The sequence below is a fragment of the Shouchella oshimensis genome (assembly GCF_004375095.1).
Taxonomy (GTDB): Bacteria; Bacillota; Bacilli; order Bacillales; family Bacillaceae_D; genus Shouchella; species Shouchella oshimensis.
Genome location: NZ_SNUX01000003.1, coordinates 880,881 through 905,539, shown reverse-complemented (window position 1 = coordinate 905,539; position 24,659 = coordinate 880,881). Strand labels below are relative to the sequence as shown.

General features: G+C 40.8%; 22 protein-coding genes. 14 read left to right on the top strand and 8 right to left on the bottom strand.

From position 1 onward, the window contains the following. The first annotated feature begins 8 nt into the window (after positions 1–8). The 4 genes from hydA to E2L03_RS15400 are packed head-to-tail and all read left to right on the top strand — an operon-like array spanning position 9 to position 4,273. Positions 9–1,421 (top strand): dihydropyrimidinase, encoded by a 1,413-nt coding sequence (gene hydA / locus E2L03_RS15415; RefSeq protein ID WP_134259573.1) that lies wholly within the window; start codon positions 9–11, stop codon positions 1,419–1,421. Between the two features lie 17 nt (positions 1,422–1,438). Further along, positions 1,439–1,660, top strand: a complete 222-nt coding sequence (locus E2L03_RS15410; RefSeq protein ID WP_134259572.1) for a hypothetical protein — start codon at positions 1,439–1,441, stop codon at positions 1,658–1,660. Beyond that, positions 1,657–2,886, top strand: a complete 1,230-nt coding sequence (locus E2L03_RS15405) for a Zn-dependent hydrolase (protein WP_095150246.1) — start codon at positions 1,657–1,659, stop codon at positions 2,884–2,886. Before E2L03_RS15410 ends, E2L03_RS15405 begins: the two co-directional genes overlap by 4 nt. A 13-nt stretch (positions 2,887–2,899) precedes the next feature. Beyond that, positions 2,900–4,273 carry an aminotransferase gene (locus E2L03_RS15400; protein WP_055735272.1) on the top strand — a complete coding sequence of 458 codons (1,374 nt, stop codon included), beginning with the start codon at positions 2,900–2,902 and terminating at the stop codon, positions 4,271–4,273. A gap of 22 nt (positions 4,274–4,295) precedes the next feature. Here the strand turns inward: E2L03_RS15400 and E2L03_RS15395 are convergent, their stop codons facing one another. After that, positions 4,296–6,302 carry a motility-associated ABC transporter substrate-binding family protein gene (locus E2L03_RS15395; RefSeq protein ID WP_176463636.1) on the bottom strand — a complete coding sequence of 669 codons (2,007 nt, stop codon included), beginning with the start codon at positions 6,300–6,302 and terminating at the stop codon, positions 4,296–4,298. A gap of 412 nt (positions 6,303–6,714) precedes the next feature. Between E2L03_RS15395 and E2L03_RS15390 the strand changes: the two genes are divergently transcribed. The 8 genes from E2L03_RS15390 to E2L03_RS15355 are packed head-to-tail and all read left to right on the top strand — an operon-like array spanning position 6,715 to position 14,904. Beyond that, positions 6,715–7,023 (top strand): hypothetical protein, encoded by a 309-nt coding sequence (locus E2L03_RS15390; protein ID WP_038479811.1) that lies wholly within the window; start codon positions 6,715–6,717, stop codon positions 7,021–7,023. Then, positions 7,016–9,748: a lectin-like domain-containing protein gene (locus E2L03_RS15385; RefSeq protein ID WP_134259571.1), complete on the top strand. Its 2,733-nt coding sequence runs from the start codon at positions 7,016–7,018 to the stop codon at positions 9,746–9,748. The genes E2L03_RS15390 and E2L03_RS15385 overlap by 8 nt, the downstream gene beginning before the upstream one ends. Beyond that, complete coding sequence (locus E2L03_RS15380) at positions 9,741–10,085, top strand: LPXTG cell wall anchor domain-containing protein (protein WP_038479805.1); 345 nt, start codon at positions 9,741–9,743, stop codon at positions 10,083–10,085. Before E2L03_RS15385 ends, E2L03_RS15380 begins: the two co-directional genes overlap by 8 nt. Continuing rightward, positions 10,082–10,834, top strand: a complete 753-nt coding sequence (locus tag E2L03_RS15375) for a WxL domain-containing protein (RefSeq protein ID WP_038479802.1) — start codon at positions 10,082–10,084, stop codon at positions 10,832–10,834. The genes E2L03_RS15380 and E2L03_RS15375 overlap by 4 nt, the downstream gene beginning before the upstream one ends. A gap of 25 nt (positions 10,835–10,859) precedes the next feature. Next, on the top strand, positions 10,860–11,612 hold the full coding sequence (locus E2L03_RS15370) for a WxL domain-containing protein (protein ID WP_038479799.1): 753 nt from the start codon (positions 10,860–10,862) through the stop codon (positions 11,610–11,612). 54 nt (positions 11,613–11,666) lie between these two features. After that, positions 11,667–12,713 (top strand): WxLIP family cell surface protein, encoded by a 1,047-nt coding sequence (locus tag E2L03_RS15365; protein ID WP_134259570.1) that lies wholly within the window; start codon positions 11,667–11,669, stop codon positions 12,711–12,713. 1 nt (position 12,714) lies between these two features. Beyond that, entirely contained in the window at positions 12,715–13,389 is a 675-nt protein-coding gene (locus tag E2L03_RS15360) for a class A sortase (protein ID WP_166740329.1), read from the top strand. Between the two features lie 30 nt (positions 13,390–13,419). Continuing rightward, the gene (locus tag E2L03_RS15355; RefSeq protein ID WP_134259568.1) at positions 13,420–14,904 is read left to right on the top strand and encodes an AcpB/EbpR/MafR family transcriptional regulator; all 1,485 of its coding nucleotides are present in this window, start codon (positions 13,420–13,422) and stop codon (positions 14,902–14,904) included. A gap of 21 nt (positions 14,905–14,925) precedes the next feature. Here E2L03_RS15355 and codA read toward each other — a convergent pair whose 3' ends face one another. After that, positions 14,926–16,194: a cytosine deaminase gene (gene codA / locus E2L03_RS15350; protein WP_134259567.1), complete on the bottom strand. Its 1,269-nt coding sequence runs from the start codon at positions 16,192–16,194 to the stop codon at positions 14,926–14,928. After that, entirely contained in the window at positions 16,163–17,443 is a 1,281-nt protein-coding gene (codB, locus tag E2L03_RS15345; RefSeq protein WP_134259566.1) for a cytosine permease, read from the bottom strand. The genes codA and codB overlap by 32 nt, the downstream gene beginning before the upstream one ends. 470 nt (positions 17,444–17,913) lie before the next feature. Between codB and E2L03_RS15340 the strand changes: the two genes are divergently transcribed. After that, positions 17,914–19,299, top strand: a complete 1,386-nt coding sequence (locus tag E2L03_RS15340) for an alanine/glycine:cation symporter family protein (RefSeq protein WP_095150242.1) — start codon at positions 17,914–17,916, stop codon at positions 19,297–19,299. Between the two features lie 74 nt (positions 19,300–19,373). Here E2L03_RS15340 and E2L03_RS15335 read toward each other — a convergent pair whose 3' ends face one another. Genes E2L03_RS15335 through E2L03_RS15315 form a run of 5 tightly spaced genes read right to left on the bottom strand, consistent with a single transcriptional unit; the run spans position 19,374 to position 24,017 of the window. Then, on the bottom strand, positions 19,374–20,075 hold the full coding sequence (locus tag E2L03_RS15335; protein WP_038479779.1) for a GntR family transcriptional regulator: 702 nt from the start codon (positions 20,073–20,075) through the stop codon (positions 19,374–19,376). A 5-nt stretch (positions 20,076–20,080) separates the two neighbouring features. Next, entirely contained in the window at positions 20,081–21,088 is a 1,008-nt protein-coding gene (locus E2L03_RS15330) for a sugar kinase (protein ID WP_134259565.1), read from the bottom strand. A gap of 1 nt (position 21,089) precedes the next feature. Then, positions 21,090–21,842 (bottom strand): 2-dehydro-3-deoxy-phosphogluconate aldolase, encoded by a 753-nt coding sequence (dagF, locus tag E2L03_RS15325; protein ID WP_134259564.1) that lies wholly within the window; start codon positions 21,840–21,842, stop codon positions 21,090–21,092. A 2-nt stretch (positions 21,843–21,844) separates the two neighbouring features. Then, positions 21,845–22,936 (bottom strand): DgaE family pyridoxal phosphate-dependent ammonia lyase, encoded by a 1,092-nt coding sequence (locus E2L03_RS15320; RefSeq protein WP_236702330.1) that lies wholly within the window; start codon positions 22,934–22,936, stop codon positions 21,845–21,847. After that, on the bottom strand, positions 22,926–24,017 hold the full coding sequence (locus E2L03_RS15315) for an EF_0837/AHA_3915 family putative deacetylase (protein WP_134259563.1): 1,092 nt from the start codon (positions 24,015–24,017) through the stop codon (positions 22,926–22,928). Before E2L03_RS15315 ends, E2L03_RS15320 begins: the two co-directional genes overlap by 11 nt. A 278-nt stretch (positions 24,018–24,295) precedes the next feature. On the opposite strand from E2L03_RS15315, the gene E2L03_RS15310 reads away from it, so the two are divergent. Further along, entirely contained in the window at positions 24,296–24,646 is a 351-nt protein-coding gene (locus tag E2L03_RS15310; RefSeq protein ID WP_038479767.1) for a hypothetical protein, read from the top strand. Positions 24,647–24,659: the final 13 nt, after the last annotated feature.

Here is a 24,659-nt window from a genome sequence, read left to right as displayed (position 1 = left end):
GAGCGTTTATGAAAAAAGTGATCAAGAACGGGACAATTGTAACAGCATCCGATACGTATCAAGCAGACTTGTTGATTGAAAATGAAAAAATAACGGGCATCGGTAGCGCCGCAACGTTTGGAAATGTAGATGATACGATTGACGCGACAGGCTGTTTTGTTTTCCCAGGTGGTGTTGACCCTCACACCCATTTAGATATGCCATTTGGTGGTACGGTAACAAAGGATAATTTTGAAACAGGTACAATTGGTGCTGCATTTGGCGGCACCACAACCATTATTGACTTTTGTTTAACTGAAAAAGGAGAACCCTTACAAAAAGCCATTCAAACATGGCATGATAAATCAGCCGGAAAAGCAGCGATTGACTATAGTTTTCATTTAATGATCGGTGAAATGACCGAGGATGTGTTAAAAGAGCTCCCGGCTGTTATTTCTAATGAAGGCATTACGTCATTTAAAGTATTTATGGCGTATAAAAATGTGTTTCAAGCAGATGATGCGACATTGTTTGAAACGTTACTAAAAGCAAAAGAGCTAGGTGCTCTCGTTATGGTTCATGCAGAAAATGGAGATGTCATTGACTTTTTAACGAAGCAGGCACTTGCCAATGGACAAACGGACCCTATTTATCATGCACTAACCCGACCAGTTGAAGCAGAAGGAGAAGCGACGGGTCGAGCTTGTCAACTAACAGCTTTAGCAGGATCGCAGCTTTATGTTGTTCATGTCACATGTGCTGAAGCGGTAAAGCAAATTGAAGAAGCACGCAAACGAGGCGCTGATATTTGGGGAGAAACATGCCCCCAATATTTAGTGCTTGATGAAGAGGCGCTTCGAAAAGCAGATTTTGAAGGAGCAAAATATGTTTGGTCGCCTCCCCTTCGCCCAAAAGAACATCAAGATACATTATGGAATGCGTTGAAAACAGGTGGTTTACAGACAATCGGTAGTGATCAATGCTCATTTGACTTTGACGGTCAAAAAAGTTTAGGCAAAGACGATTTCACTAAAATTCCAAATGGTGGTCCAATTATAGAAGATCGGATGAGTATTGTCTATTCAGAAGGCGTTGAAAAGGGACGAATAAGCTTAAATCAATTTGTTGATGTTACATCAACAAGAGCAGCAAAACTATTCGGGATGTATCCGAAAAAAGGGAGTATCTCTGTTGGCGCAGACGCTGATCTTGTCTTATTTGATCCAAGTATAGAGCGTACCTTATCGGTTACCACTCATCATTTAGCTGTTGACTATAATGCATTTGAAGGAATGCAAGTAAAGGGTGTCCCTCGCACTGTACTTTCACGTGGGCAAGTCATTGTTCACGATGGCTCCTATATTGGTTTACCTGGAGATGGTGTTTTCATAAAACGCGCACGTTATGGCAAAATGCTTTCAAATGATCGAGTCAAACTTTAGGCAGGGAGGCACCTTCTATGGCAGAACATTTGCATTTCGAAAAAGAACGGAAACAAATTAATGCGTTTTTAGCAGAAGGATTAAAAATCGATACGATCATCGATCATTTAAACGGTTCAGATATCTCCTTCTCAAATGATCAGAAATACGAATCCCTCACAGTCGGCAATGCGAATGCTCGTAAATATGCATCCACCCTCTTTTTTCATCAACAAAAAGGAGGTGACGCTTCTCCATGAAGACAGAAAACCTTCGCATTAATCAAGATCGACTCATGGATACCCTTCGTGATTTTGCTAAGATTGGTGAAACAGAGAACAAAGGCGTTACCCGTTTAGCTTTATCAAAAGAAGATATTCAGGCGCGAACGTATTTTAAAGATCAATGTGAGGCTTTAGGATTAACGGTTCAATGGGATGATCTTGGCAACATGTACGCATTACTTTCAGGAAAGAATCCGGATCAAGCTCCTATTTATATGGGGTCCCATCTCGATACAGTAAAAAAAGGCGGTCGCTTTGACGGTGTTCTTGGAGTCGCGGCAGGCTTAGAAGTACTTCGAGTCATGATTGATCAAGGCATTGAGTTCAATCGACCTGTTGGCATCATTAATTTCACAAATGAAGAAGGCGCACGGTTTGAACCATCTATGATGGCTTCCGGTATTATAGCAGGAAAATTTGATCTACGTACTATGACAAAAAAAATCGATGAATCTGGCATGACGTTCGGAGAAGCTCTTGAATTGTCAGGTTTTAAAGGATCTCATGCAAACCGTTTAAATCAAGCCGCTGCTTTTCTTGAGCTTCATATTGAACAAGGTCCTATTTTAGAACAACGCCAGCTTGATATTGGTGTTGTTGAGTGTGTTGTCGGCATGTGCTGTTACGAAATCGACATTACTGGTCAATCGAATCACGCAGGTACAACCCCTCAGTCAATGCGAAAAGATGCTCTTACAGCTGCCAATCACCTTATGAACATCCTTCATAAACGATTGACTAAACTTGATTCAGATTTAGTCTACACAATAGGACGTTTTTCGGTTTCCCCAAATATTCATACAGTAATTCCAAATAAAGTTGTTTTCTCCATTGAAGCAAGGCATAAGGATGAGGGCGTTATTAAACAAGTGGAAGCGATTCTTTCTGAGGTTACTAATGAATGCTCCCTCCCTTCTAACGCAACAAAATTATGGGGACGAAATACGGTCTGGTTTAATGAGCAAGTTGTCCAACAAGTAGAAGAATCGACAAAAACCCTTGACTATTCCTATACCAAAATGGTCAGTGGTGCTGGACACGATGCCCAATTTATTGCAGGAATCGTACCATCAGCGATGATTTTTGTTCCGAGTGCCGGCGGTATTAGTCACTCAGAAAACGAATATACTTCGTGGGAGGCATGCGGGATCGGTGCAAATGTCTTATTGGAAACGGTTTACCGACTAACGACTAAACTGTAGGGAGGTTCGTCACATGGAAGCGGAGACGAAAAGAAGCTATAGTGAAAAAGATCAAGATTATTTATGGCATGGGATGAAACCGTACCAAGCGAATGGAACGCCATTAATCGCAGAGAGCGGCAAAGGTTCTTGGTTCACAGATACAGCTGGAAAACGATATTTTGATGGAGTTTCAGGGTTATGGTGCTTAAATTTAGGTCATGGTCAGGAGGAAATTATCGAAGCTGCAGCTAACCAAATGAAATCATTAGCTTACTTTCCCCTCTCTTTTGGTCATAAACCTGCAATTGATTTAGCAGAAAAATTGAGTGAGCTGCTTGGTGGTGGCTACCGTTCTTTTTTTGCAAATGGTGGCTCAGATGCGAATGAAACAGCATTTAAAATTGCTCGCCAACATCACAAGCAGTCAGGTAATCCAGAAAAAACAAAGATTATCTCTCGCTATCGCGCCTACCATGGTAATTCTCTCGGTGCGCTTGCAGCTACCGCACAAGCAAACCGGAAAATTAAATATGACGTGAATGTTCCAGGGTTTGTTCACATCCCTCCTCCTTATGCTTATCGGAGTAGCTTCGGCTCTTATGAAGAAGACGACCTCCGAGCTGCTGAGTATCTTGAACAAACCATCTTATGGGAAGGTGCCGAAACGGTTGCCGCGTTCATTATGGAGCCAATTATTTCTGGTGGCGGTGTCATTCACCCGCAGTCTGATATCTATTACAAAAAAGTTCGAGAGATATGTACGCGATACAATGTCTTGCTTATTTTAGACGAAGTTGTATCTGGATTTGGTCGGACTGGAAAAGTATTTGGCTACATGCATGGGGACGGCTTTTTTCCGGATATCATAACGCTAGCGAAAGGATTAACAGCTGGTTACTTACCTCTTGGCGCAACTTGTGTACATGAATCTATTTACCAGTCATTTAAAACAAACGGAACTACCAATCATTTTCGTCATATCTCCACTTACGGTGGACATCCTGCGTCTTGTGCCGTTGCCTTAAAAACGATTGAGATTATTGAACGGGATCAACTAGTGAATCGAGTAGCTCGATTAGAGCAAACCATTCTTCGTAAACTTCATGCGCTCACATCTTATTCGTTCGTTGGCGATGTCCGTGGTATCGGATTTTTATATGGTATTGAACTTGTCAAAGATAAGCAAACGAAAGAACCGCTTTCAGATGAAGCCATTAAAACGATTGTAGCTGCTTGTCAGAAGAAAGGGCTCATTATTGGTAAAAACGGCGATACAGTGCCTTCAGGAGGAAATGTACTCATTATAGCCCCTCCACTCACATCAACCGAAGATGATTTAACGTTTTTAGTAAAAACGCTAAACGAAGTGTTTTCAGAGACAGACAAAGAAGCGAGCTCTTATTGAGCCCGCTTCTTTGTTTTAAGTTTTATGATGAGCTTGTGTTTCCATCTACCGATTGGAAGTGGTCAACATATTGATGAAACCGTGGAGCTAAAAAACTGGTTTGTTGAACAGCCTGAAGGGTAACTGTTTCTGTAAGTACATTATTGCCACTACCTAAACGAAGACGAATGCTACCTAGGTTTGCTTGAACAGTTTCATTTAAGCGCATGTTCACTGTTTTACTCCCTCGACCTTGTTGATTAGCAGTAACATCACCGACATTAAAGTAGCCATAGTTTGTTGGCCAGGAACCATCCGCACGTTGAATTTGCGAGATAGATTGTCCACCTGCAATATAAACTTGAAGCTGTGCGTTTGATATAGTCTGCCCAGGTGTAAGCCCCGTTAATACTACTTCAACCGGAAACGTAGAACCATCTAAAGGCATTGGGTTTGGATAAGATAAAGTAAACGCCGCTTCCTCAACAGGTGGCTGTTCTTCTTCTTCGCCTGTACCGATTGTTACTGCTTTCGTTACCACGTTATTGCCTGCACCGACACGTAAGCGAATATTTGCTGGTCCTTCTGTTACACCATTGCCAAGACGCATTGTTACATCCATCTCTGCCTTTCCGGTTCCATCTGCACGAAGTGTTCCAACGGATTGATACCCATACCCGTTCGGCCAAGAGCCATCCGCACGTTGAATTTGCGAGACAGCCGTTCCACCTTGAAGGTACACTTGCATATCCGCATTTGTAATTACTTGATTGGGCTGCATATTTGTTAGGGTAATTCTAACTTGAAACGGTGTTCCATCTGCTGGCAATACAGCTGGTGTTTCAAGTTGATAGGAAATATCAATTGGAGGTGCTACGTCAGAACCGTAAGAGCCATTCGCAAATGTTGTGCGATCATACCAAAGATAGCCTGTTTGTGGTGCTCTCCACGGTTCAACCTGCGGCTCCGTCGAGTGCTCAGGTGTCTCCATTTCTAATATAGGCGAAGGCTCATCAAGAGGAAGATCGATTTCTGCAAATGTATGGTAATCCTCTTGTTCAGCTAGCCAATGAATAACGTTCACAAGAAGTGGACCATTATCACGATCAATAAAGCCATCATACGTTCGCTTCACTCCACCATGCTCTTCATTGCGATATTTTGGAGTACTATCCTCTACTGGAGAAGAATCTCCGATAAAAGCAGACTTCCCATCACCTTTTTTGCCAATGGCTACAAATGGGCCTTCCTCTATTCCTCCGCCAAAGTAAACACCTTGATCAACAGCTGGACCCCACGAATTTGCTTGCTCTGTTAAGCCATCTGGCAGGTAAACAATTCCTTTAGCAATGTCTTCATTCATAATGGCCATCGTTGACCCTGCATGGATCGATACTTCTTGAATTCCTTCTGTGATACCAAATGATTCCTCAACAGGCACAATGATATCTCCGGCTGTATTGTCAATGGCGTTAAAACGAAAGCGAACACCAAATTCATCACTTAACCAATCCGAACTTGTTACTCCTTCCATCGCTTCAATTTCACCTGCGCTCATGCCTTTTGTTGGTTCTTCATAAGCGCCTCTCCGCCAACCATTCATAATTTCATTTGAATCCCAACGATTTAAGTTACGGTCTGCATTGTAGTGATCAGCAATAAAGAAAACGCCGCCACCATTTTCCGCGAAACTAGCAATCGCATCTTGTTCTATTGCTTTAAAAGGAATTTGTGCTTCTGGTATGACAAAGACATCAACATCATTTAAGTCATCTAAAGATAACGGCTCTGTCCCACGATGCTCTTTCACTAAATACCCTTCTTCAACTAACGCATCTGCAAAATCAGAAAACGCACCATCAATCACCCAGTCTGATTGACCGGCCGTTTGTCCATGGCTGTTGTCGAATAAAACAGTTTTTCCATTAGGCTGATTTGGTTGTAAAACAGGTGCTGGATCATTAGGTCCCTCTGCTAAAGCGGGTTGTTGCAAACTTAACACCATAAACGAGAGCATTGCAGTTGCAAAAAATTCTTTCTGATACCTCATAACACCGTGCCTCCTCTTTATTCTGTTGTAAAAGCAATCGAACTCTTTTTATCATAGCAGATTGTTAAGCAGTCGATGTTAAAAAAATGTATTTTTTATCATCATTTTAAAAATAAAACAGACCACTTTTACAAGGAAACCGCGCTGATCAGCCTCCTTTTACTATTATTATCTTTACATAAAAAAACACCCGAGTGCATAACTATCAGATTTTATATTATATTTTGTTAAAACATTACTATTTTCCTAAGACAAATATTTTTATTTTTTTTAGCAATAGGCTAATATATAAGGGTGCAATGTATCAATTTTTTCCATTAGAGTGTAAAAATAGAGACCATTTTCTGACAGACAATAGCGTATGATGATGATTAGTTCCTAGTTCTATTGTCTTGAAATGGAGATGGTTATATTGAGTACAAATGTAAAAGCCTATCGATTATTGCACGAAATAGATAAACGGTTGCGGAAAGATTTAAGCCTTGCTGCTCATCTTCCAGCACGTGATGTTCTTGAAGTTGCTTTACACGCTCTACATAAAAAACGAACAAAAGAAGAGCTTGATCGATTATGGCATTTAAATTATTTACGCCATGACTTAATGAATTTTGAAACGATATCCCCTGCTCAAATTCATTTTTTAAAAGAAGTGCGCTCAATGTTATTTGAGGAAAATAATCATTTAACCCGTAACTCATTAGAGGAAACAACTTATGTATAATCATGATTCTCTTAACAATCGGTTGCTTTATCGGCGGTTCTTTTATAGTTGTCTATCTATCTTGTTAATCGTTGCTTCTATACCGTTTCAAGAAATTCTTGTCCATGCAGATGAAGACAGACCCCCTGCCCCACTCTTCATTGAAAATGAAGACAATCTCATTGTGAAACAGCCTTTCGCGATTCAAATGAATGAGGTGGAAGACAAAGATTGGGTGCTAACATTACCAGATCAACTAACTTGGGAGCAGTCAAATGATGAGGAGCATATTGAATACGATGAAGAATTCAATCAACTTGTCATTCAAGCAAATCAAGAGTCGAAAACCTTCACTTTGCAAGCGACTCATGCAGGGGTTTATGCGATCTCCGTACAATCCGTCACAAATGAAGAGAAAATTCTTTATCAAGACGTTACTGTACATATTAGTGATGCCGAAGAGGTAATTGAAACCGAAGATTCGCATGATGAAAAAAAAGAAAAGGAAACCGACATACCGACCGAATTAGAAAATCCTGAATACAATGAAGATCAAGAAGAGATTAAAACAGACGAACAACTAGAGGAAGAATTAGAAGAGCCAGTGGATAACGAAGATGTCTCAGAGAATTTAGATGGCGATAAAGAAAGTGAACCAGCATTAGAGGAAACAATTGACAATACCGATAAAGAGCAGACTCCAGTTAAGGAAGAAACAAAAGATGACGAAAACCGTGCTCCTGTCGAACCACTTGAAGAATCGGAGTTAGAAGAAGCTACAGACAATCTTAAAGATGGTTCTAAACACGAATCAAATGAACAGCCACAACAAAGCAATGTAACCGATGATTTACAAAACCAATTAAATGCTGTGAAAGAACGGTTCACCACGTCATCTGTAGACCTTGCAAATGTCAGCACCATCCCATTACCACCTGTAGGAGGACCAAACGTTTCAGATTTGTTTACATATGCAGGTGATCGAAACGTAGCACAACACCCTAATTCAAATGTGCGTGTGCTCGCAGATGGAACGCGAAATAAATCTTCGGCGATGTGGTTTAACGAGCGAATTGATTTAAACCAATCTTTTCAAACGACTATGCACTTATACATTAATGGGGCTAATCCTAATCAAAGGCAAATCGCAGATGGCTTAACGTTTACGATGCACAATGATCCTAGAGGTTTACAAGCCATTGGACAACGCGGGGAATCACTTGGTGCTTATGGAACACTTCGAGAACGTTCATATACAGGATTTATTCAAAATGCGCTCTCTTTTGAATTTGATACGTATCATAATGGCGATTATAGCGATCGCGGCTTACAGAATCAAAGTCATACAGCGGTGGTTAATCCTTCTGTGATCGACCGAGGATTTTTGGGAACTCAGAATGCTCGAATGGTTCACTCCAATATAACCTATCGAACGATTATTAATAACAACTGGCAGTCTTTTACGGTTAAATGGGAGAAAACATCAAATTTCGGTGGAACGCTTTCGTACTCGTTTGCTGGTCAAACAACTACTTATTCCATCTCTGATTACCGTAACGTATTTAACAATAATCGTGTTTATTGGGGGTTTACAGGTGCAACAGGTGAAGAGGTTGGCGTCTATGCAATTGCCTACGCAGATTTACCTCAACGCCCAAGAGCCGAAAAGCGTGTCCGGAACATTACATCTGGCGAAACAGCCTTCCAAAGAGATAGTTCAGCTTACCCAGGTGACATTCTTGAATATGAAATTACGCTTCAAAATCCTGCAGAAAATGGGCTAGGTGCAACGTGGCAGAATGTACAAGTGGAAGATCGTCTTCCATCTGGCCTCACGTATGTAGCTGACGGGTCAAAAGATAAGCCAACCGGTATAGATGGACAGAAACTCACCTTTCAAGCAGGAAATATAGGAGTAGCTAGCTCAAAAACACTTACGTTTCGTGTGAAAGTAGATGACAGAGCGATAGGCCCATTAGCAAACCAAGCCTTTGCTGCAGCAAGCTCCGGTGTGTTTCAAGGGCAAGTATCAACAAATGAATCAAGCATCACGTTAAAGGCCATTCAGATTGATGGAGATCCCGTTCCTCAAACGTTTCACGCAGGAACAGATCCTTCTACGTGGGATGTAAGTAGTTTCGTGAAGAACATGCGTATTACGCCAAATCGATTACATCAAGCCGCTCGCGTTGTGGGTTTTTCAGAGACATTACCTGATGTATCAGTACCAGGCACGTATACCATTGGTGTGAAAATTGAGAGTACCACCTATCCCGGAGTAAACAAGGTTATTCAAGTGCCTATTACGATTACAGATGGAGCGTTATCCTTTGTAGCGCCTCATCTTGACTTTGGTACTCAAGTCATTTCATCTAGTCACCAGCAATACTTTGGAGAAGTCATTGCAGGAAACAAACTAACAATTACAGACACGCGTCATGTAAAAACAAATTGGGCATTATCTGTACAACAAAAAGAAGCGTTCCGAGATCATGGAACAGGTAAAGCACTTTCCGCTACTCTGCTCTACATGGATAACGGCAATGAACAAACCATTGGCTCTCATGCCTCCATCATCGCTTCTGGACAAATAACGAACGGATTAGAAGAAGTCATTTCTGATCGTTGGACGGAGAGTGGAAAAACCGGATTCTTTCTTGACGTATTGCCAGGGAATGCACGAGTAGATCAAACCTATCAAACAGAATTGACGTGGACATTACAGGATGTACCTGCCAATGAATAATTTCAGACATCTCTTTTTGAAAGGGGGTGATGACGTTAAACGTAACGCCTCTCTTATTCTTACAGGACTGCTTATCTGTATCGTTTTTCTATTTACTCCTAGCTTAACAATTGCAAACACAGAAACAGATGCTGGTGTTGGTTTTTTCGGTGAATACCCAGAGCAGCCAATAGAAGAAGGAAATGAATTGCCCATTTTAGATGTATTACCACAGACTGGGGATCAAACGCCTCTCCTATCCTTATTAAGTGGCGTCGTATGTCTCCTGCTTGCATTTGTACTGATTAAGCATGTTTATAAACAAACCTACCACATTAGAAATGAGGAAACGAAATGAAAAAAGCTCTTCTATTCACTGTGATTGCTACTGTCACATTATCCTTCAGTAGCCTAGCAAAGGCAGAAAACGGAGGTACATACGATTCAAATGGTTCTGTACAATTCATCCCGAACAAAGACATCACAGAACCACTCGATCCTGAAAACCCTAATCCAGAAGAACCGGTAACGCCAATTGACCCAACGGATCCAACCGGCCCTAACCCCGGTACTCCAGGTCCTCTAAGTATTGATTATGCTTCTAGTCTGAATTTTGGCGAAAATGAAATTTCTACAAAAGATCGGGTCTACGCTGCTAAAGCACAAGAGCTAAGTGATGGCCGTTTTGTTCCGAACTACGTACAAATTACAGATAATCGTGGTTCAAATGCTGGCTGGTCCTTGCACGTGAAGCAAAACGGACAATTTGAAAATGAAAACGCCCAACACACGACGTTAACGGGTGCTTCTATTTCCTTTAGCGAACCAACTGTAAAAGGCACGCTTAACGATGTGTCGGCTCCAGCGGCTACGAATTCGTTTCAATTGGATCCTGAGGGCGCCTCTACACTCGTTATGTCCGCAGTAGAAGGTGCCGGGGCTGGAACATGGGTGAACCATTTTGGGAATCTTACTTCTTTAGAGAATGGTGATGTTATCACACCAGCTATTGAATTATTTGTTCCTGGCGTTACCCCTAAAGATAATACGGAATACCGCACTTCATTAACATGGACATTGTCAGACGTACCAGGAAATAACAACTAATTAATAATAGAAACGGAGAAAAACGATGAAAAAAATCAAAGTATTAACCATTACGGCTCTAGCATTTGCACTGATTACTAGTGGGAATACGGCATTAGCAAATACTAGTTCCACTTATGACACAAACGCAAAAATAAAATTCGTTCCAAATGAGGATGTGACGCCTCCTGTAGATCCAGAAGATCCCAACCCAGAAACGCCTGTAGAGCCTGTTGACCCTACTGACCCTGAAGGACCTGGACCCAATCCTGGTACACCAGGACCATTGAGTATTGATTATGCGTCATCTTTTGAGTTTGGCGAGCATAAGATTACTTCAACGACAGAAACCTATTACGCAGCTCCACAAACCTTTAGAAATTCAGACAAAATTAGTCCTCTCTACGTTCAAGTGACAGATAACCGTGGAACGGAAAGTGGTTGGACCTTGTCAGTCGTTCAAAATGGTCAATTTGCAACAGCAGATAATGAAGTGCTAAACGGTGCAGAGATTACAGTCAATCATGCTGCAGTTAAGTCTATTGCTGCCTCGTCAAAACCATCTCATGCCCAAGAATCGTTCACTCTTACTCCTGAAGCTAAAAGCACCCCTCTTCAAGCAAGCAAAGGAGAAGGTGCCGGTACGTATACGTATCACTTCGGAACAAGTGAGACTGCTGATTCTAGCGTCTCTTTAGAAGTGCCTGGTGCGACAACAAAGTATGCGAAAAACTATTCAACAACATTAACGTGGACATTATCCGACACACCAGGAAATGAAGACATAAATCGTAAATAATGATTTGGGCATGCATAGTATGTGCATGCCCTCTCTTCAAGAAAGGAAGGTTTGATGAAATTACTACGCTTTGTTGTGTTGTTAACCTTTACGTGTTTGGTCTTTATGCCGTTTAAGGCACAAGCCTCAGAGTTTAATTTCTCTGTTACGACGATCATCCCTGATAATCAAATCGATTCAAGTAAAACATACTTTCACTTACAACTGGATCCAGGCGCCAAACAAACTGTCGAGATTCTTCTTCGTAATGATACAGACACAGATGTTGTGATTGAACCTGATATCGGCACCGCATCAACAAATGTAAATGGTGTTGTTGAGTATGGAGTTATTGACCAAGAATGGGACGAGTCACTTTTATTCCCTATGGAAGATTTGGTGACAACCGAAGAAGAGATTGTTGTTCCTGCTAACGGGGAATATACACTACCTCTAGAGATTGCCATGCCAGACGAGTCGTTTGACGGTGTAATGGCTGGTGGAATTACGTTGCAAGAAACCGTTGAGGAAGAGAATAAAGAATCAGCGGAACAAGGTTTATCAATAAATAATCAGTACGCTTACGTTGTTGGGATTGTTTTGCAACAAACCGAAAATCCAATCATACCAGATTTGCTTCTCCATGATGTATATGCAGATCAATTAAATGCTCGAAATGTGATAATGGCGGATATTCAAAACCCTAAACCGATGTATATGAATCAATTGGCTGTTCAAGCAGTCATTAAAAACGATGCGAACCAGATCGTTCTTGAAGCCGAAACAGACGGAATGCAGATGGCGCCAAATTCACGTTTCTCCTATCCAATTTCTCTTGAAGGTCAGCCTCTAGAAGCAGGTGACTATAGGATTGAGTTAACAGCAATTTCAATGGGAAAAGAATGGCAGTGGGATGAACCGTTTACAATTGATGAAGAACAAGCACAGGCACTGAATCAAACAGATGTATCGATACCAGCCTCTGACTATACGTGGCTCTATGTTGCACTTGGCATTGCTTTTATTGTGATGGCGTTCTTGCTTATTCTTTATTACCAGCGGAAGAAGCATAAAAAACAACTACATGACGCAATGGACAAACAACGTGCTTCGGCAAGCTAACATGAGCGAAAGGTTGAAATCGTCTTTTATGCTCACTAGTATTGTCCTTCTTCTAGTGATGGGAATTGTGTTACTATGCTCCCCTTTCATTAGAGATTACTTTATTGAGCAGCGCATTGCATCAGCACAGCAACTATTTTTAACCCATTCGTTGCACGATCATGCCAATACGGCTTCTATCATTGACTCAACGGCTATTGAGCGTCCTACTTTCCTTGAAGTCATGCAAGAAGCACTTCAACAAAACGACCTCCCAATCGCTGGGGCGCTATCAATACCAGATGTTCAGTTAACCCTCCCAATCATTAATGGGTTAACCAATGAGCATTTACTCGCTGGGGCCGCTACACTAACGGATCAACAACCTATGGGAAGCGGTAACTATGTTCTATTTGGACATCATTTGTCAAAACAAACATTACTATTTGGTCCACTTCTTCATGTTAAGCCTAGCATGAATATTTATATTACGAATAAAACAGAAATCTATCAGTATACTGTTTTTGAAACAAACATCATTTCTGAGCATGACACCCAGTATCTTTTGCCAACAGACGAACCCAGTATCACACTCTTTACATGCGATACGAGTAAACCAACGACAGAGCGATTTATGGTAAGGGCAAAACTCATATCAAAAACAACCTACGAAGAAGGAAAGGAATTCTTTAACTAAAAATGACCAAGCTGGTAGAGGGACTATGCGATGTTAATCGATAAACGAATAGACCGGTTAGTTAAGCTGATTTACAAGTTAAGCACGGAAGAATTCATACAAAGAAAGACACTGCCTGATGAACTGAGTTGTTCGCTACGTACTGTTGATGCTGCTTTATACGAATTAAAGAATGAAATGGAGCGCAAACATACGGATATGACTATCGAATATGTTGACAGCGAAACCATGTATTTGAAAGGAAAGGATGACGCTTTTTTAAAACAACTGCTTCATCAATACTACATTCAAGATGACATGGTTTGTTTCTTTTTGAGCGTCATTTCAAAAAACACATCCGCTAAAACATTTGTTGAAGAGCAATACATTAGTCGTGCCACGTTTTTTCGGAAGCTTAAACTCTTTAAAAAATGGCTTGAACGATTTCAACTATCGTTTGACTTACGCTCATTAAAAATTCATGGTGATGAACGACAAATTCGCCATTTTTACTTTTCGCTCTTAATCGAAATAACAGGCAAATTGATGTGGCCGTTCTCTTTCCAAAAAACGATGATAGAGAAACGAGTTGAACAAATTATTGAGACTCTTTCGCTACGGTTGTCACCTGTTCAAAAGGAAGCTTATATTTATCATCTCGCTATTCAACACTATCGAATAGAAAACGGATTTTATAGTCCTGGTTATGACATTCCCTTTCCAGCGAATATTAAAGAGAAACTTATGAGTGAGTGTCATTTAATTCTTAACGGAATTCCTGAAGAATACCGAAAAGGAGAAGAAGATTTCTTATTAATGATGATTGTTAATTCACCAAGTCACTATCATCCACTAGAAATTGTTAGGCAAAACATTGAAATTCATCAAAAAACACAGACCGAAGCTTGGTTGTTCACTGTTATGTTCACCGAAAAACTAGGAGCGTTGTTTCCAAGCGCATTAAACAAAGAAAATATGAATCACGTTAAAGGGCATTTAATACAGCTTTATTGTTATTATGAACATCACGCAACTAATTTTCTTCATTATAAAGATATGATTTACGCGAATGCCATTACGAAACAACATCCTTTATTAAGTAGCATTGTTCATCAACTTGCAGACGAGACGGAAAACAACGGGTTCAAACGATCACCAACAGCACACACACGCTATTTGCTTATGCTCTATACCTTCGTTGATATTGATAAACTTCAACCGGCATTACGACTTCTTATTTTGTCCAGAGAAGGTCCAATATACGAAGAAACACTAGCGGAAAAGATTATGAGTTACGTCCCGTTTCAGCTAGAAATCTCCACTTCGACGATCCAGAATAAAAACGTTAGTGAAGAGGGCTATTCTCTCATTTTAACAGATATGCCTTTTGTAAGAGGTTCCACTGATAATATTTTATATATGCACTCCCCTCCTACTGATGGGGACTGGCGAAGAATTTACGATCGCTGTGCGAGTGCATACTGGTATCGGTTAAACGCAAACAAACAGCTTCCCTCTGTAATGACGAGGAGATAAGCTGTTTGCGTTTTTAAAAGGCTATTTTTTGAACGTAACGCGCTCCTCTAATTTGTCTACAAAAAGGGATGACTCAGGTGGAGTGGTTTTAGCTATTTGTTTCCCTTCTTTAAAAGAGTGCGTCACAGTCGCTAATTTTCGTATGGTTTCATACTCATTTTCTGCATCAACAACAATGAAGTTAGCAGTATTCCCTTCAACAACTCCGTAATCATCATGGATGTGGAGGGTTTTGGCGCTGTTGTGCGTAATAAAGTCGATGGATTGTACAATTTCCTCGTAGCCCATTAGCTGACCAGCGTGAATACCCATATGAAGCACCTGTAGCATATTTCCTGTTCCAAGTGGGTACCAAGGGTCAAAGATATCATCATGCCCAAAACAAACGGTTAAACCTGCTTCTTTTAATTCTTTTATACGAGTTAATCCTCTTCGCTTAGGATAGGTATCAAACCGACCTTGTAGATGGATATTTACTAACGGGTTTGAGACAAAATTAATATTGGCCATCTTTAATAATCGAAATAATTTAGAGGTATATGCATCATTGTAGGAACCCATTGCTGTTGTATGGCTAGCCGTTGTTTTTTCGCCAAGTCCTCTCTCATATGCTTCTTTAGCCACAACTTCTACAAAACGTGATTGTTCATCATCAATTTCATCACAGTGGATGTCAATCAGTCGGTCATATTTTTCAGCTAAATCAAATGCATGTTTCATTGATTCTACGCCATACTCCCTCGTAAATTCAAAATGAGGAATTCCGCCTACAACATCTGCTCCCATTTTTAGTGCTTCCTCTACTAATTCCTTCCCATTCGGGAACGAAAGAAGCCCCTCTTGAGGAAACGCAACAAGTTGAAGCGTGACAGAAGAGGCCATTTCTTCTTTTACTTCGAGCAATGCCTTTAGTGCTGTTAAATTTGGGTCCGTTACATCAACATGAGTTCGCACGTATTGAATCCCTTGAGCTACTTGCCATTTTAATGCTTTTTTGGCACGCTCTTTCACATCTTCATGAGTGAGAGACTCCTTCCGCTCTGACCAACGTTGAATCCCTTCAAACAACGTTCCGCTAACATTCCAAGCAGGTTCACCCGCTGTCATTGTTGTGTCTAAATGAATGTGCGGCTCAATAAATGGTGGTAAGATAAGCGAACCAGCAACATCAAGAACCTCTCTGTTTTCTACTTGGATTGGCTCTTGAGTAATTCGATGAAATTTCCCATCTTGAATGTCAATTTGCCAGCGTCCACTTCTATTGCGCAATGTTGCGTTTTGAATAATCATGTGTCATCACCAGTTCCTTTTTCTTTTTTACTGTGTTCATTACAGTTGTACAAACGATGTATACAATCATTGTACCAATTAACGCGTTTAAAGGGATAATGCCAGGGGCTAGCTGGGCAATGGTGACACCTATTGCCCAAGAAACAATGGCAATCCAATTAACAGCTCTCACTTTCATCTCAGCAAGTTTTGGGTAATGTCGCTTATGAATAAAGAAGTAATCGGCTATTAAAATTGCACCAATGGATGGAATAGCCACTCCAAGAATGGTGAGAAAGCCAACGAAATTGTTGTACATCCACATAGCCAACACTGTTCCAATAACACCATTCAAAATAACAAAGAATTTTTTCGGCAGTTTCGTTATATGGGCAAACCCTAACCCAGATGCATACAAGGCGTTATCATTCGTCGTCCAAATATTTAAACCTAGTACAAGTATGGCTGGAATCATTAACCCTTGTAAAAACATGACTTCAGATACCTCTGCAAGACCATATACCATTGCGCCAACTGCACCAAATAAAAACATAAGTGAGTTCCCTAGAAAAAACGCAATCGTTGTAGCGCTAACGGCTTGCTTGGCTGTTTTAGCAAAGCGAGCAAAGTCTGGTGTTAACGTCCCTCCACTTATAAAAGAACCGATACAAATCGCCAATGCAGCTGAAATGGCCATTGTTGCTGTAGGTTCATAGGCAAACAATGTTTGCACACCTCCAGCATCTTGAACACCTTGTGTAACTGAATAGCCCCCTAGAATTGCAATTGCAGGTACCGCTACAAAGCCTAAGACAACAAGTGCTTTTATCCCGAAAATCGCTGAAGCCGTCATCGCTAAGCCAAATGTAAAAATAAGTACGTAGACGTTCCAATTCATCGCCTGGGCTACAGGAACTGCGAACATGGCAACGCCAACACCAAACCACCCTACTTGGGTAAAGGCTAAGAGAAACGACGGCAAGTAAGACCCTTTTTCACCAAATGCATGTTTTGCTAATAAGTGGGTGGAAAGGCCTGTTTTAGCAGCGATGTATGCAAGCGCGCCTGTATATAATCCAAGTAATAAATTTCCACCTAATACGACTACGATAAACTGGGAGAAGGTCAAGCTGATGCCAAGTTGTCCACCTGCCAACATACTTGCCGAAAAAAACGTGAAACCTAGCATGACAGCCAATGTTTTAAGAAAATGCTTCCGCTCTGTCTTTGGAACCTCTTGCCATGAAAACTCTTGATCTTGCTTTTCCATTGTTCTAACCTCCAAGTTTTCTGATACCAAAGCAGAAAAAAAGGCTAATTGTCACGTAACTGACAATTAGCCTTTTTGGTCGTGAAAGCGCCTATGCTTAAAACGCTTCGACGAACTTATACGTCCCCATAATGGGAACGCACATCCGCTGTCCTTGTCAGCCTCTCTGGACTGGTTTAAAGGTACCATCATTAAATTAGCTTTATTATTACAAAATACGACTCATTTCGTCAAGGTTTTATTTTCAAAGGTTAGCTCTTCTAACTTGTGATGCGATACTAATAGACTTAGATTTTCTGCTTAAAGTGTTCATTTAATAGGAAAAAAATAATTACTGTAAAGACCTTAGATAAACGGATTGTCTAATGTTTTTTACATTTCCTGAAAATTTTGTGATAGACTTTCGTACAAAAGTTCACTAAACTATGTATATTCTATTTATACTATCCTATAGAGGAAAGAAATGGGGGATGTTTGTGAGTTTTGCTGCGATTGTAGAAAGCATTAATAATATTGTTTGGGGTCCTGCGACTTTGCTTTTGATTGTCGGTACAGGTATCTTTCTAACGATTCGTTTAGGTTTTTTACAAGTAAGAGATTTACCTTATGCATTGAAATTAACGTTTAGTCGAAGTAAAAAAGATAGTCGAGATAAAGGAGATATTTCTCACTTTCAATCATTAATGACAGCGATGGCGGCTACGCTCGGAATCGGGAATATGACTGGGGTCGCATCAGCGATCTTATTAGGTGGGATTGGCGCACTATTTTGGATGTGGGTCGCAGCCTTTTTCGGAATGGCAACGAAATACGGTGAAGCCATTCTTGCTGTGAAATATCGAGTTGTCAATCATAAAGGTGAAATTTCTGGTGGTCCAATGTACTACATAGAGAAAGGGTTGGGCTGGAAGTGGCTAGCCGTTCTTTTTGCACTATTTGGATTTCTTGCTTCATTCGGGATTGGAAATATGACTCAATCAAATACCGTATCCAATTCATTAGCGGATAATTTCGGTATTAACCCTTGGATTACTGGATTTGTGCTTATGTTAGTTACAGCCCTTGTACTCTTAGGCGGTATTAAAGGAATCGGTCGAGTAACCGCTATTTTTGTACCGTTTATGGCTTTATTTTACATTTTAGGTGGATTAATTATTATCGTAACCAATATTACGTTAGTACCTCAAGCATTTGCTATTATTTTTGAAGCTGCTTTTAACACTGATGCTGCACTTGGTGGTACCATTGGTCTTGCTATTCGTTACGGGATTGCTCGTGGTGTGTTTTCCAATGAAGCTGGTTTAGGTTCTGCTCCAATCGCCGCTGCCGCTGCCAAAACAGATTACCCAGGTCGGCAAGCGCTCGTATCTATGACAGGAACGTTTCTTGATACCATGATTGTTTGTACCATTACTGGACTAACAATTGTCATGAGCCAGCTATATGTTGGTGTTCCAGATGATGAGATCGGTAATGTCCAAAGTCTATTAACCGGTCAGGCGTTTGAGTATTTCCTTCCAGGGTACGGTAATTATATTGTGGTGTTTGCCATTCTCTTGTTCGCGTACTCCACGATTATTGGTTGGTCATACTATGGGGAGAAGTGTTTTGGCTACTTGTTCGGTGACAAAAATACCATTATCTATAAAGCGGTATTCGTAGCCATTGTTTTTGTTGGAGCTGGGACAAAATCAGACATTGTCTGGAATATTGCTGATATCTTCAATGGCTTAATGGCCATTCCAAACTTAATTGGGCTTCTCTTCTTATCAGGTGTCATCGTTAGTGAAACGAAGAAATTTAGAGAAGTTCGAAAACAAGAAAAAATAGAAGAAAAACAACAAAAAGCAAGTTAAACAGAAAACTGCGCCCATTCTACAATTTGGTAATGAGCGCAGTTTTTTATGATGGTAATGTAAGAAAGATGCTTTTATAGATGAAGATCCATTACGTACTCTTGCATTTCAGTATGATAATAAGCAATAGAATATTCTACGAGTTGCTCGTCTAAGTCATAGGTATGGCGAGTCCTTTTCAGTAAAGGTGTCTCGTTTATACCTAAAGAGCTGTAAACGTCTTCACTTGCTATACCAACCCCAAATGTGTCTTGGAACCGATTAAATGAAACCCCCACCCCTCTTAACAAGGTATATAAAGATCCTTCGTATTCAGCAGCTACATCTGGGAGTGTAAAAGAAACGGGAATGTAGTGAACAAACACAATATATGGTTTGTTATCCAAATAGTAAAGCCGTTGAATACGGCGAAACTGCCCTTTCATGTGCGCCAATTCCAATGGTGGCTCAACAACGGTAATTCCGATAACGTCTTTTTTGATTTGTTTTCCTTCTTGTTTCAAATAAGCAGAAAAAGGCTGACCAGTCGAAAGTTTTATAAATGCTCGATTATCAAGAACCGTGGTACCAACCCCACTTTGCTTCTGTACATATCCTTCTTGTGCAAGTTGCTCCATAGCTTTTCGAACAGTAATTTTACTTACTTGAAATTCTTCCTCTAAAAAAGACTCTGACGGCATTAAAGTTCGTACTGGATAGATACCATCTTGAATGCGTTCTTTTAAAATCTCTTTTACTTGTGCATACAATGGTCCTTTTTTCTTAACTAGCTTCATGGTCACTACCTTTCTACGTCAACCTGTTGATTCTGTCGACATTTCTCTATTGCAGATCGTGTTGTAATCGGGGAATCTCCGTACGTTGTATGTGCAAGCACACCAGCAGCAGTTGCCCATTCGATTATGTCCTTGGAAGATTTCCCCTCGTACATAGCAGCTAAAAAACCACTAAAAAATCCATCCCCACTGCCTATACGATCCAGTATGTCAACGGAGTGTTCTGTTGAAAAGTCTACCCGCCCCTCTTGAACTAGAAAACCTTGTATCGTAGGAGCAGAAGCATTTGTTTCACGAAGTGTACCGGCAATAGCAGCTATCGAATAGGTTTGTGCTACTTTTGGTAATAAAGCTTCCACTTGATCTTTTCGCTGAGTGGCACCTGTCTCCATGCCAAGTATGGACATCGCATCCTTTTCAGTCATTGAGACGTAATCTGCTAATGATAGCATTCGTTCATACACTGGCCGTGCTTCCTCGTAACCGCCTTTCCATAGCTTCGGGCGAAAGTTACAATCGAAGGACAATGTTAAGCCAAGAGCCTTCGCTTTTTCTGCGACATGTAGCGTTACCTCTCGAATTTGTTCATTTATCGCGAGACTAATGCCACAAAAATGAATATGTGTCCCTGAGCGTAAGTACTCAATGGAATAGTGAGACTCTAGTGATTGACAAAAAGCGCTTTCTGAACGATTGCTGTACGTCACTTCAGAGATTCTAGTACCAAAGCCTTTCTCAAGCACATACATCCCAATGTAATCACCATCGAACGAAACCGCACTAGTGCCTACACCTAGTGAACGAATGTACGATGCTGCTGCGTAGCCAAGACTATTATCTGGCAAGGTGGTCATCAATTCAGTTTGGTAACCAAGATGGCTTAACCCGCTTAATACATTGACACTCGTTCCTGAAAAAGCAAAGTCCAAGCTTCTTGTCTGCGCTACCGTTCGATAATTTGGTGCTTCTAACCGCATCATCACTTCTCCAAAAGCAAGTATTTTCGCTTTCAATCTATACCGTCCTCTCATAAAACGTATCTACTACTTGTTTCATCTTTTCATAGAGCGTTTCAACGTGCGCCACATTTGTTTGGTTAGTCTGAGAATCAATAATAGACGAATACACATGTGGAATCACTTTCTTTACCCCGGCATCAAGAGCGATACGAATCAGCTCCTCCACATTTGTTAAATCAATCCCGCCAGTAGGCTCTAAAGCAAATGATGCTTCTGCACAAGCTCTCGCCACAGCTTTATACTCTTCAATGGTCTCTAAACCGTTCATTGGAAAAAATTTAACCGATTGGGCACCCATATCTTGAAGCATTGTGATTGCCGTCTCGATTGGTATTATGGCTGGCGTCGCTTGTGCACTTAATGGACCAGTGGATACATGAACCAGACCAGGCGTTCCACTTGGTGAGACTAATCCGTTTAGCATCGTTGTTTCATTGTCTAAAGCCGATCGCGTATAGCCCACGCCAGTAAACACTTGATTCACATGTTTTGGCTTAAAAGAACGCACTATATCGGCAACAACTTTCCATTGGTGAGGGTCACCAGCACCTAGTCCGACGGAAACAGCATTATCAAGAATATCTCCATATCGAACAAGGTCTTGCACCGCTTCTTTAACAGAAGAGTAGTTTTTCGATAAAACGCCTATCAATACGTAACCTTTAGCGGCATGATAACACGCCTCTGCGTTCTCTATATCACTTGCTAATACATTCAAACAAACCCGATCTCGGTAAAAATTAGACATAATTACTCCCCCAATAGCGTATTTATACGATCTCGAATGATGTCTGTATCTCCATGCAGTAAAGGACGTGGATCCAAATCAATATGACCTTCATTCGCATGATAATCCCTTGTATAAATTGGGATTGGACCTGTTTTTAAAGCATCGACAAGTTCTAACGCACTTAACTTAGCTTTTGTTGGATTAATAAACAATCGTAGTCTCGTTATTGGCCGACCAGAGGGATCATCAATAAATTGGACGCTAACACCTGGTAAAGAATCAAACGAATGTAACTCTTGTAAAACGTCACGTTGTATCTCGATTGACATCGTGTTTGTACCATATGCTTCTAGTGCTGCTAATAATCCGAATACCGTTTCCTTCCCCACCTTCATTGCTCGCCCAATAAACGAGCGATGTTGTTTGGCATATGAAAGAAAAGGTTCTTTACCAGCTAGGATACCGCACGATGGCCCTTCAATTGCTTTTGATCCGCTAAAAACGACAAGATCGCAACGATCCGCAAATTGATCAATGCCATCTTCTGCCGCAGCATCGACAAGAAATGGAATTTGATTCTGAATGCATACTTGCTGGACCTCGCTAATTGTTGGCATATTTTTCTGAACACAGTGATGCGATTGTACGAACAAAACGGCAACGGTTCGCTCTGTTATAGCTTGTTCTATAAGAGATGCTCGACACCCATTTGCATAACCCACTTCTTTTACTTCCGCACCGGCTAATGAAATCATTGTCTCAATCGGTGCACCATAATCCACATTATGACCTTTCATTAAAATGACTTCACTCTTTCGTTCAGAAGCAACTTTATGAAGGTGCTCAACCGCATAACGATTTTCTTTTGTAATAAGACCTGCAATGGCAAGGGTTATCGCTGCTGATGCAGAATTTGTTATCATCGCATCTTCAGTACGACAATAACCGGCAATCATTTTCCCTGATTGTTCATATAAGTCTGCCATTTCAAAGTAATGCTTGCCGCCATAGCTCATCGCTTCAACTACTTGGTTAGAGAGTGTAGACACACCTAAAATCGTCATTCGACCACTTGCATTCACTGCCTTCTTCAAACGTTGTTCAAAGTTCAATGTATGTCCCCCCTATATAAACGGCTAATGGCTTTATACGATAGGTTGTTTGGCGTACAGCGCCGTGTGAATCAATCCATGAATAGGAACGGCCGTGCTCTAGTTTAAATAGCGTGAGGTCCGCGTTTGCACCAACTTTTATGGTTCCAATATCAGTTCGACCAATTAAGCGCGCAGGAGCTTCTGTCACTGCTTGAATGACTGTTTCCAAAGAACAGCCTAACGCTAAGCACTTTGTTAGCGTACTCGCCATATCGTAAACAGGGCCATGCCGTTGGTTTCGTTCGTAAATATCTGTACTAATGGTGTCAAAATGTACATGTTCCTTTAACGCTTGTTCTGCCACTTCGAAAGAGAAACTTTCTGTACCATGCCCAACATCAAGCGCTACTCCTCGCTCCCTTGCTTCTTGCAAAGAGAGGAGCGGTTTTCCGTCCTCCCTAAATAAGTTATTTGCTTTTCCGTTATAACAATGGGTGATAATATCTCCTTGCTTCAATTCATTGAGGATTGAAGCAATGTTTGGCGGAGCACTACCAATATGTACCATCAACGGCTTCTGTTGTTGAACCGCTTTTGCTAGCAGAAGTGGTTGAATATCATTCGTCCCAACTACACTGGCGCTCATGCGTGCTTTCAGTCCAACAATAAAGCTTGGGTAGCTTTCCAAAGCGTGTTCAATGGCAGGTGCTGAAATAAAAGACAAATCACTCAACTCATCCATCCTAGATAAACCGACACTCGAGATGTTTAAAAAAGCAAAGATCCTCGTCATGCTTTTCGTTGCAAGTCTATAGAATGAATCGATCTGATCAGATCCACATGTCCCAGCATCCACTACAGTTGTAACGCCGGTTTTATACCCTATCTCGTCAGGCTCTGCACAATAGGGTGGAAAACCCGGAAACGCATGGGTATGAAGGTCTATCCAACCGCTTGACATGTACACATCTTCCTCGAAAGATACCTCTTCTCCTTCACCAGCATACTCATCAACAATCGCCATAAATTTCCCATTCTCGATTACTATATCTTTTGGTTTACCGGTAACAAACCTCGCTTTGCGGATTATCTGTTTCATTATTCACTCCCCTCAACTGCTGTGCGTGTATGTAAAAAACCAATCTACTAGTCAGTATAAAGAAAAGATTCTGCAAAGTAAATAACATTATAATGTATACAAAATTCCAGCAAAATATCCACAGATCACTTTCGTTAATGTTCGCTTTTTTACGTGTTAAAAGATGAATCATTAGCTTAATTAAAAAAAAATAACTCATAACCGAACATTCATGTTGCATAACGGGATAATCTTATGTACAATAACCATACAACAAGATTTCATATAAAGGTGATGCGATGAATTTAGCTAGTAATGATGCAAAGAAACTTCTTGCTCAGCTTTATAATGATGTATCAAGAGAGTTGTTTGGCGTTGGTACGACGCTTCTAAAAGTAACCGTTGCGAATCAAATGGTTACCATTCAAGCAAAACATAAGCGTGCAATCCGTTCGATGGCACTTGCTGGTGAAGTTCCTTCTTTAAAATTAGAGGTTGATTTTCATCTTTCTCTTCTTTATAAGCGAAAACTTACCGAACAGCTTGATAATCATTTCCCGGAAGCTATTGATGTGGTTTTACGGGATTACGATGCTCATACACAATGGGCTGTAACGAATATCCTGTTTCATCACCCTATATTGGATTAGATGTACAAATTGG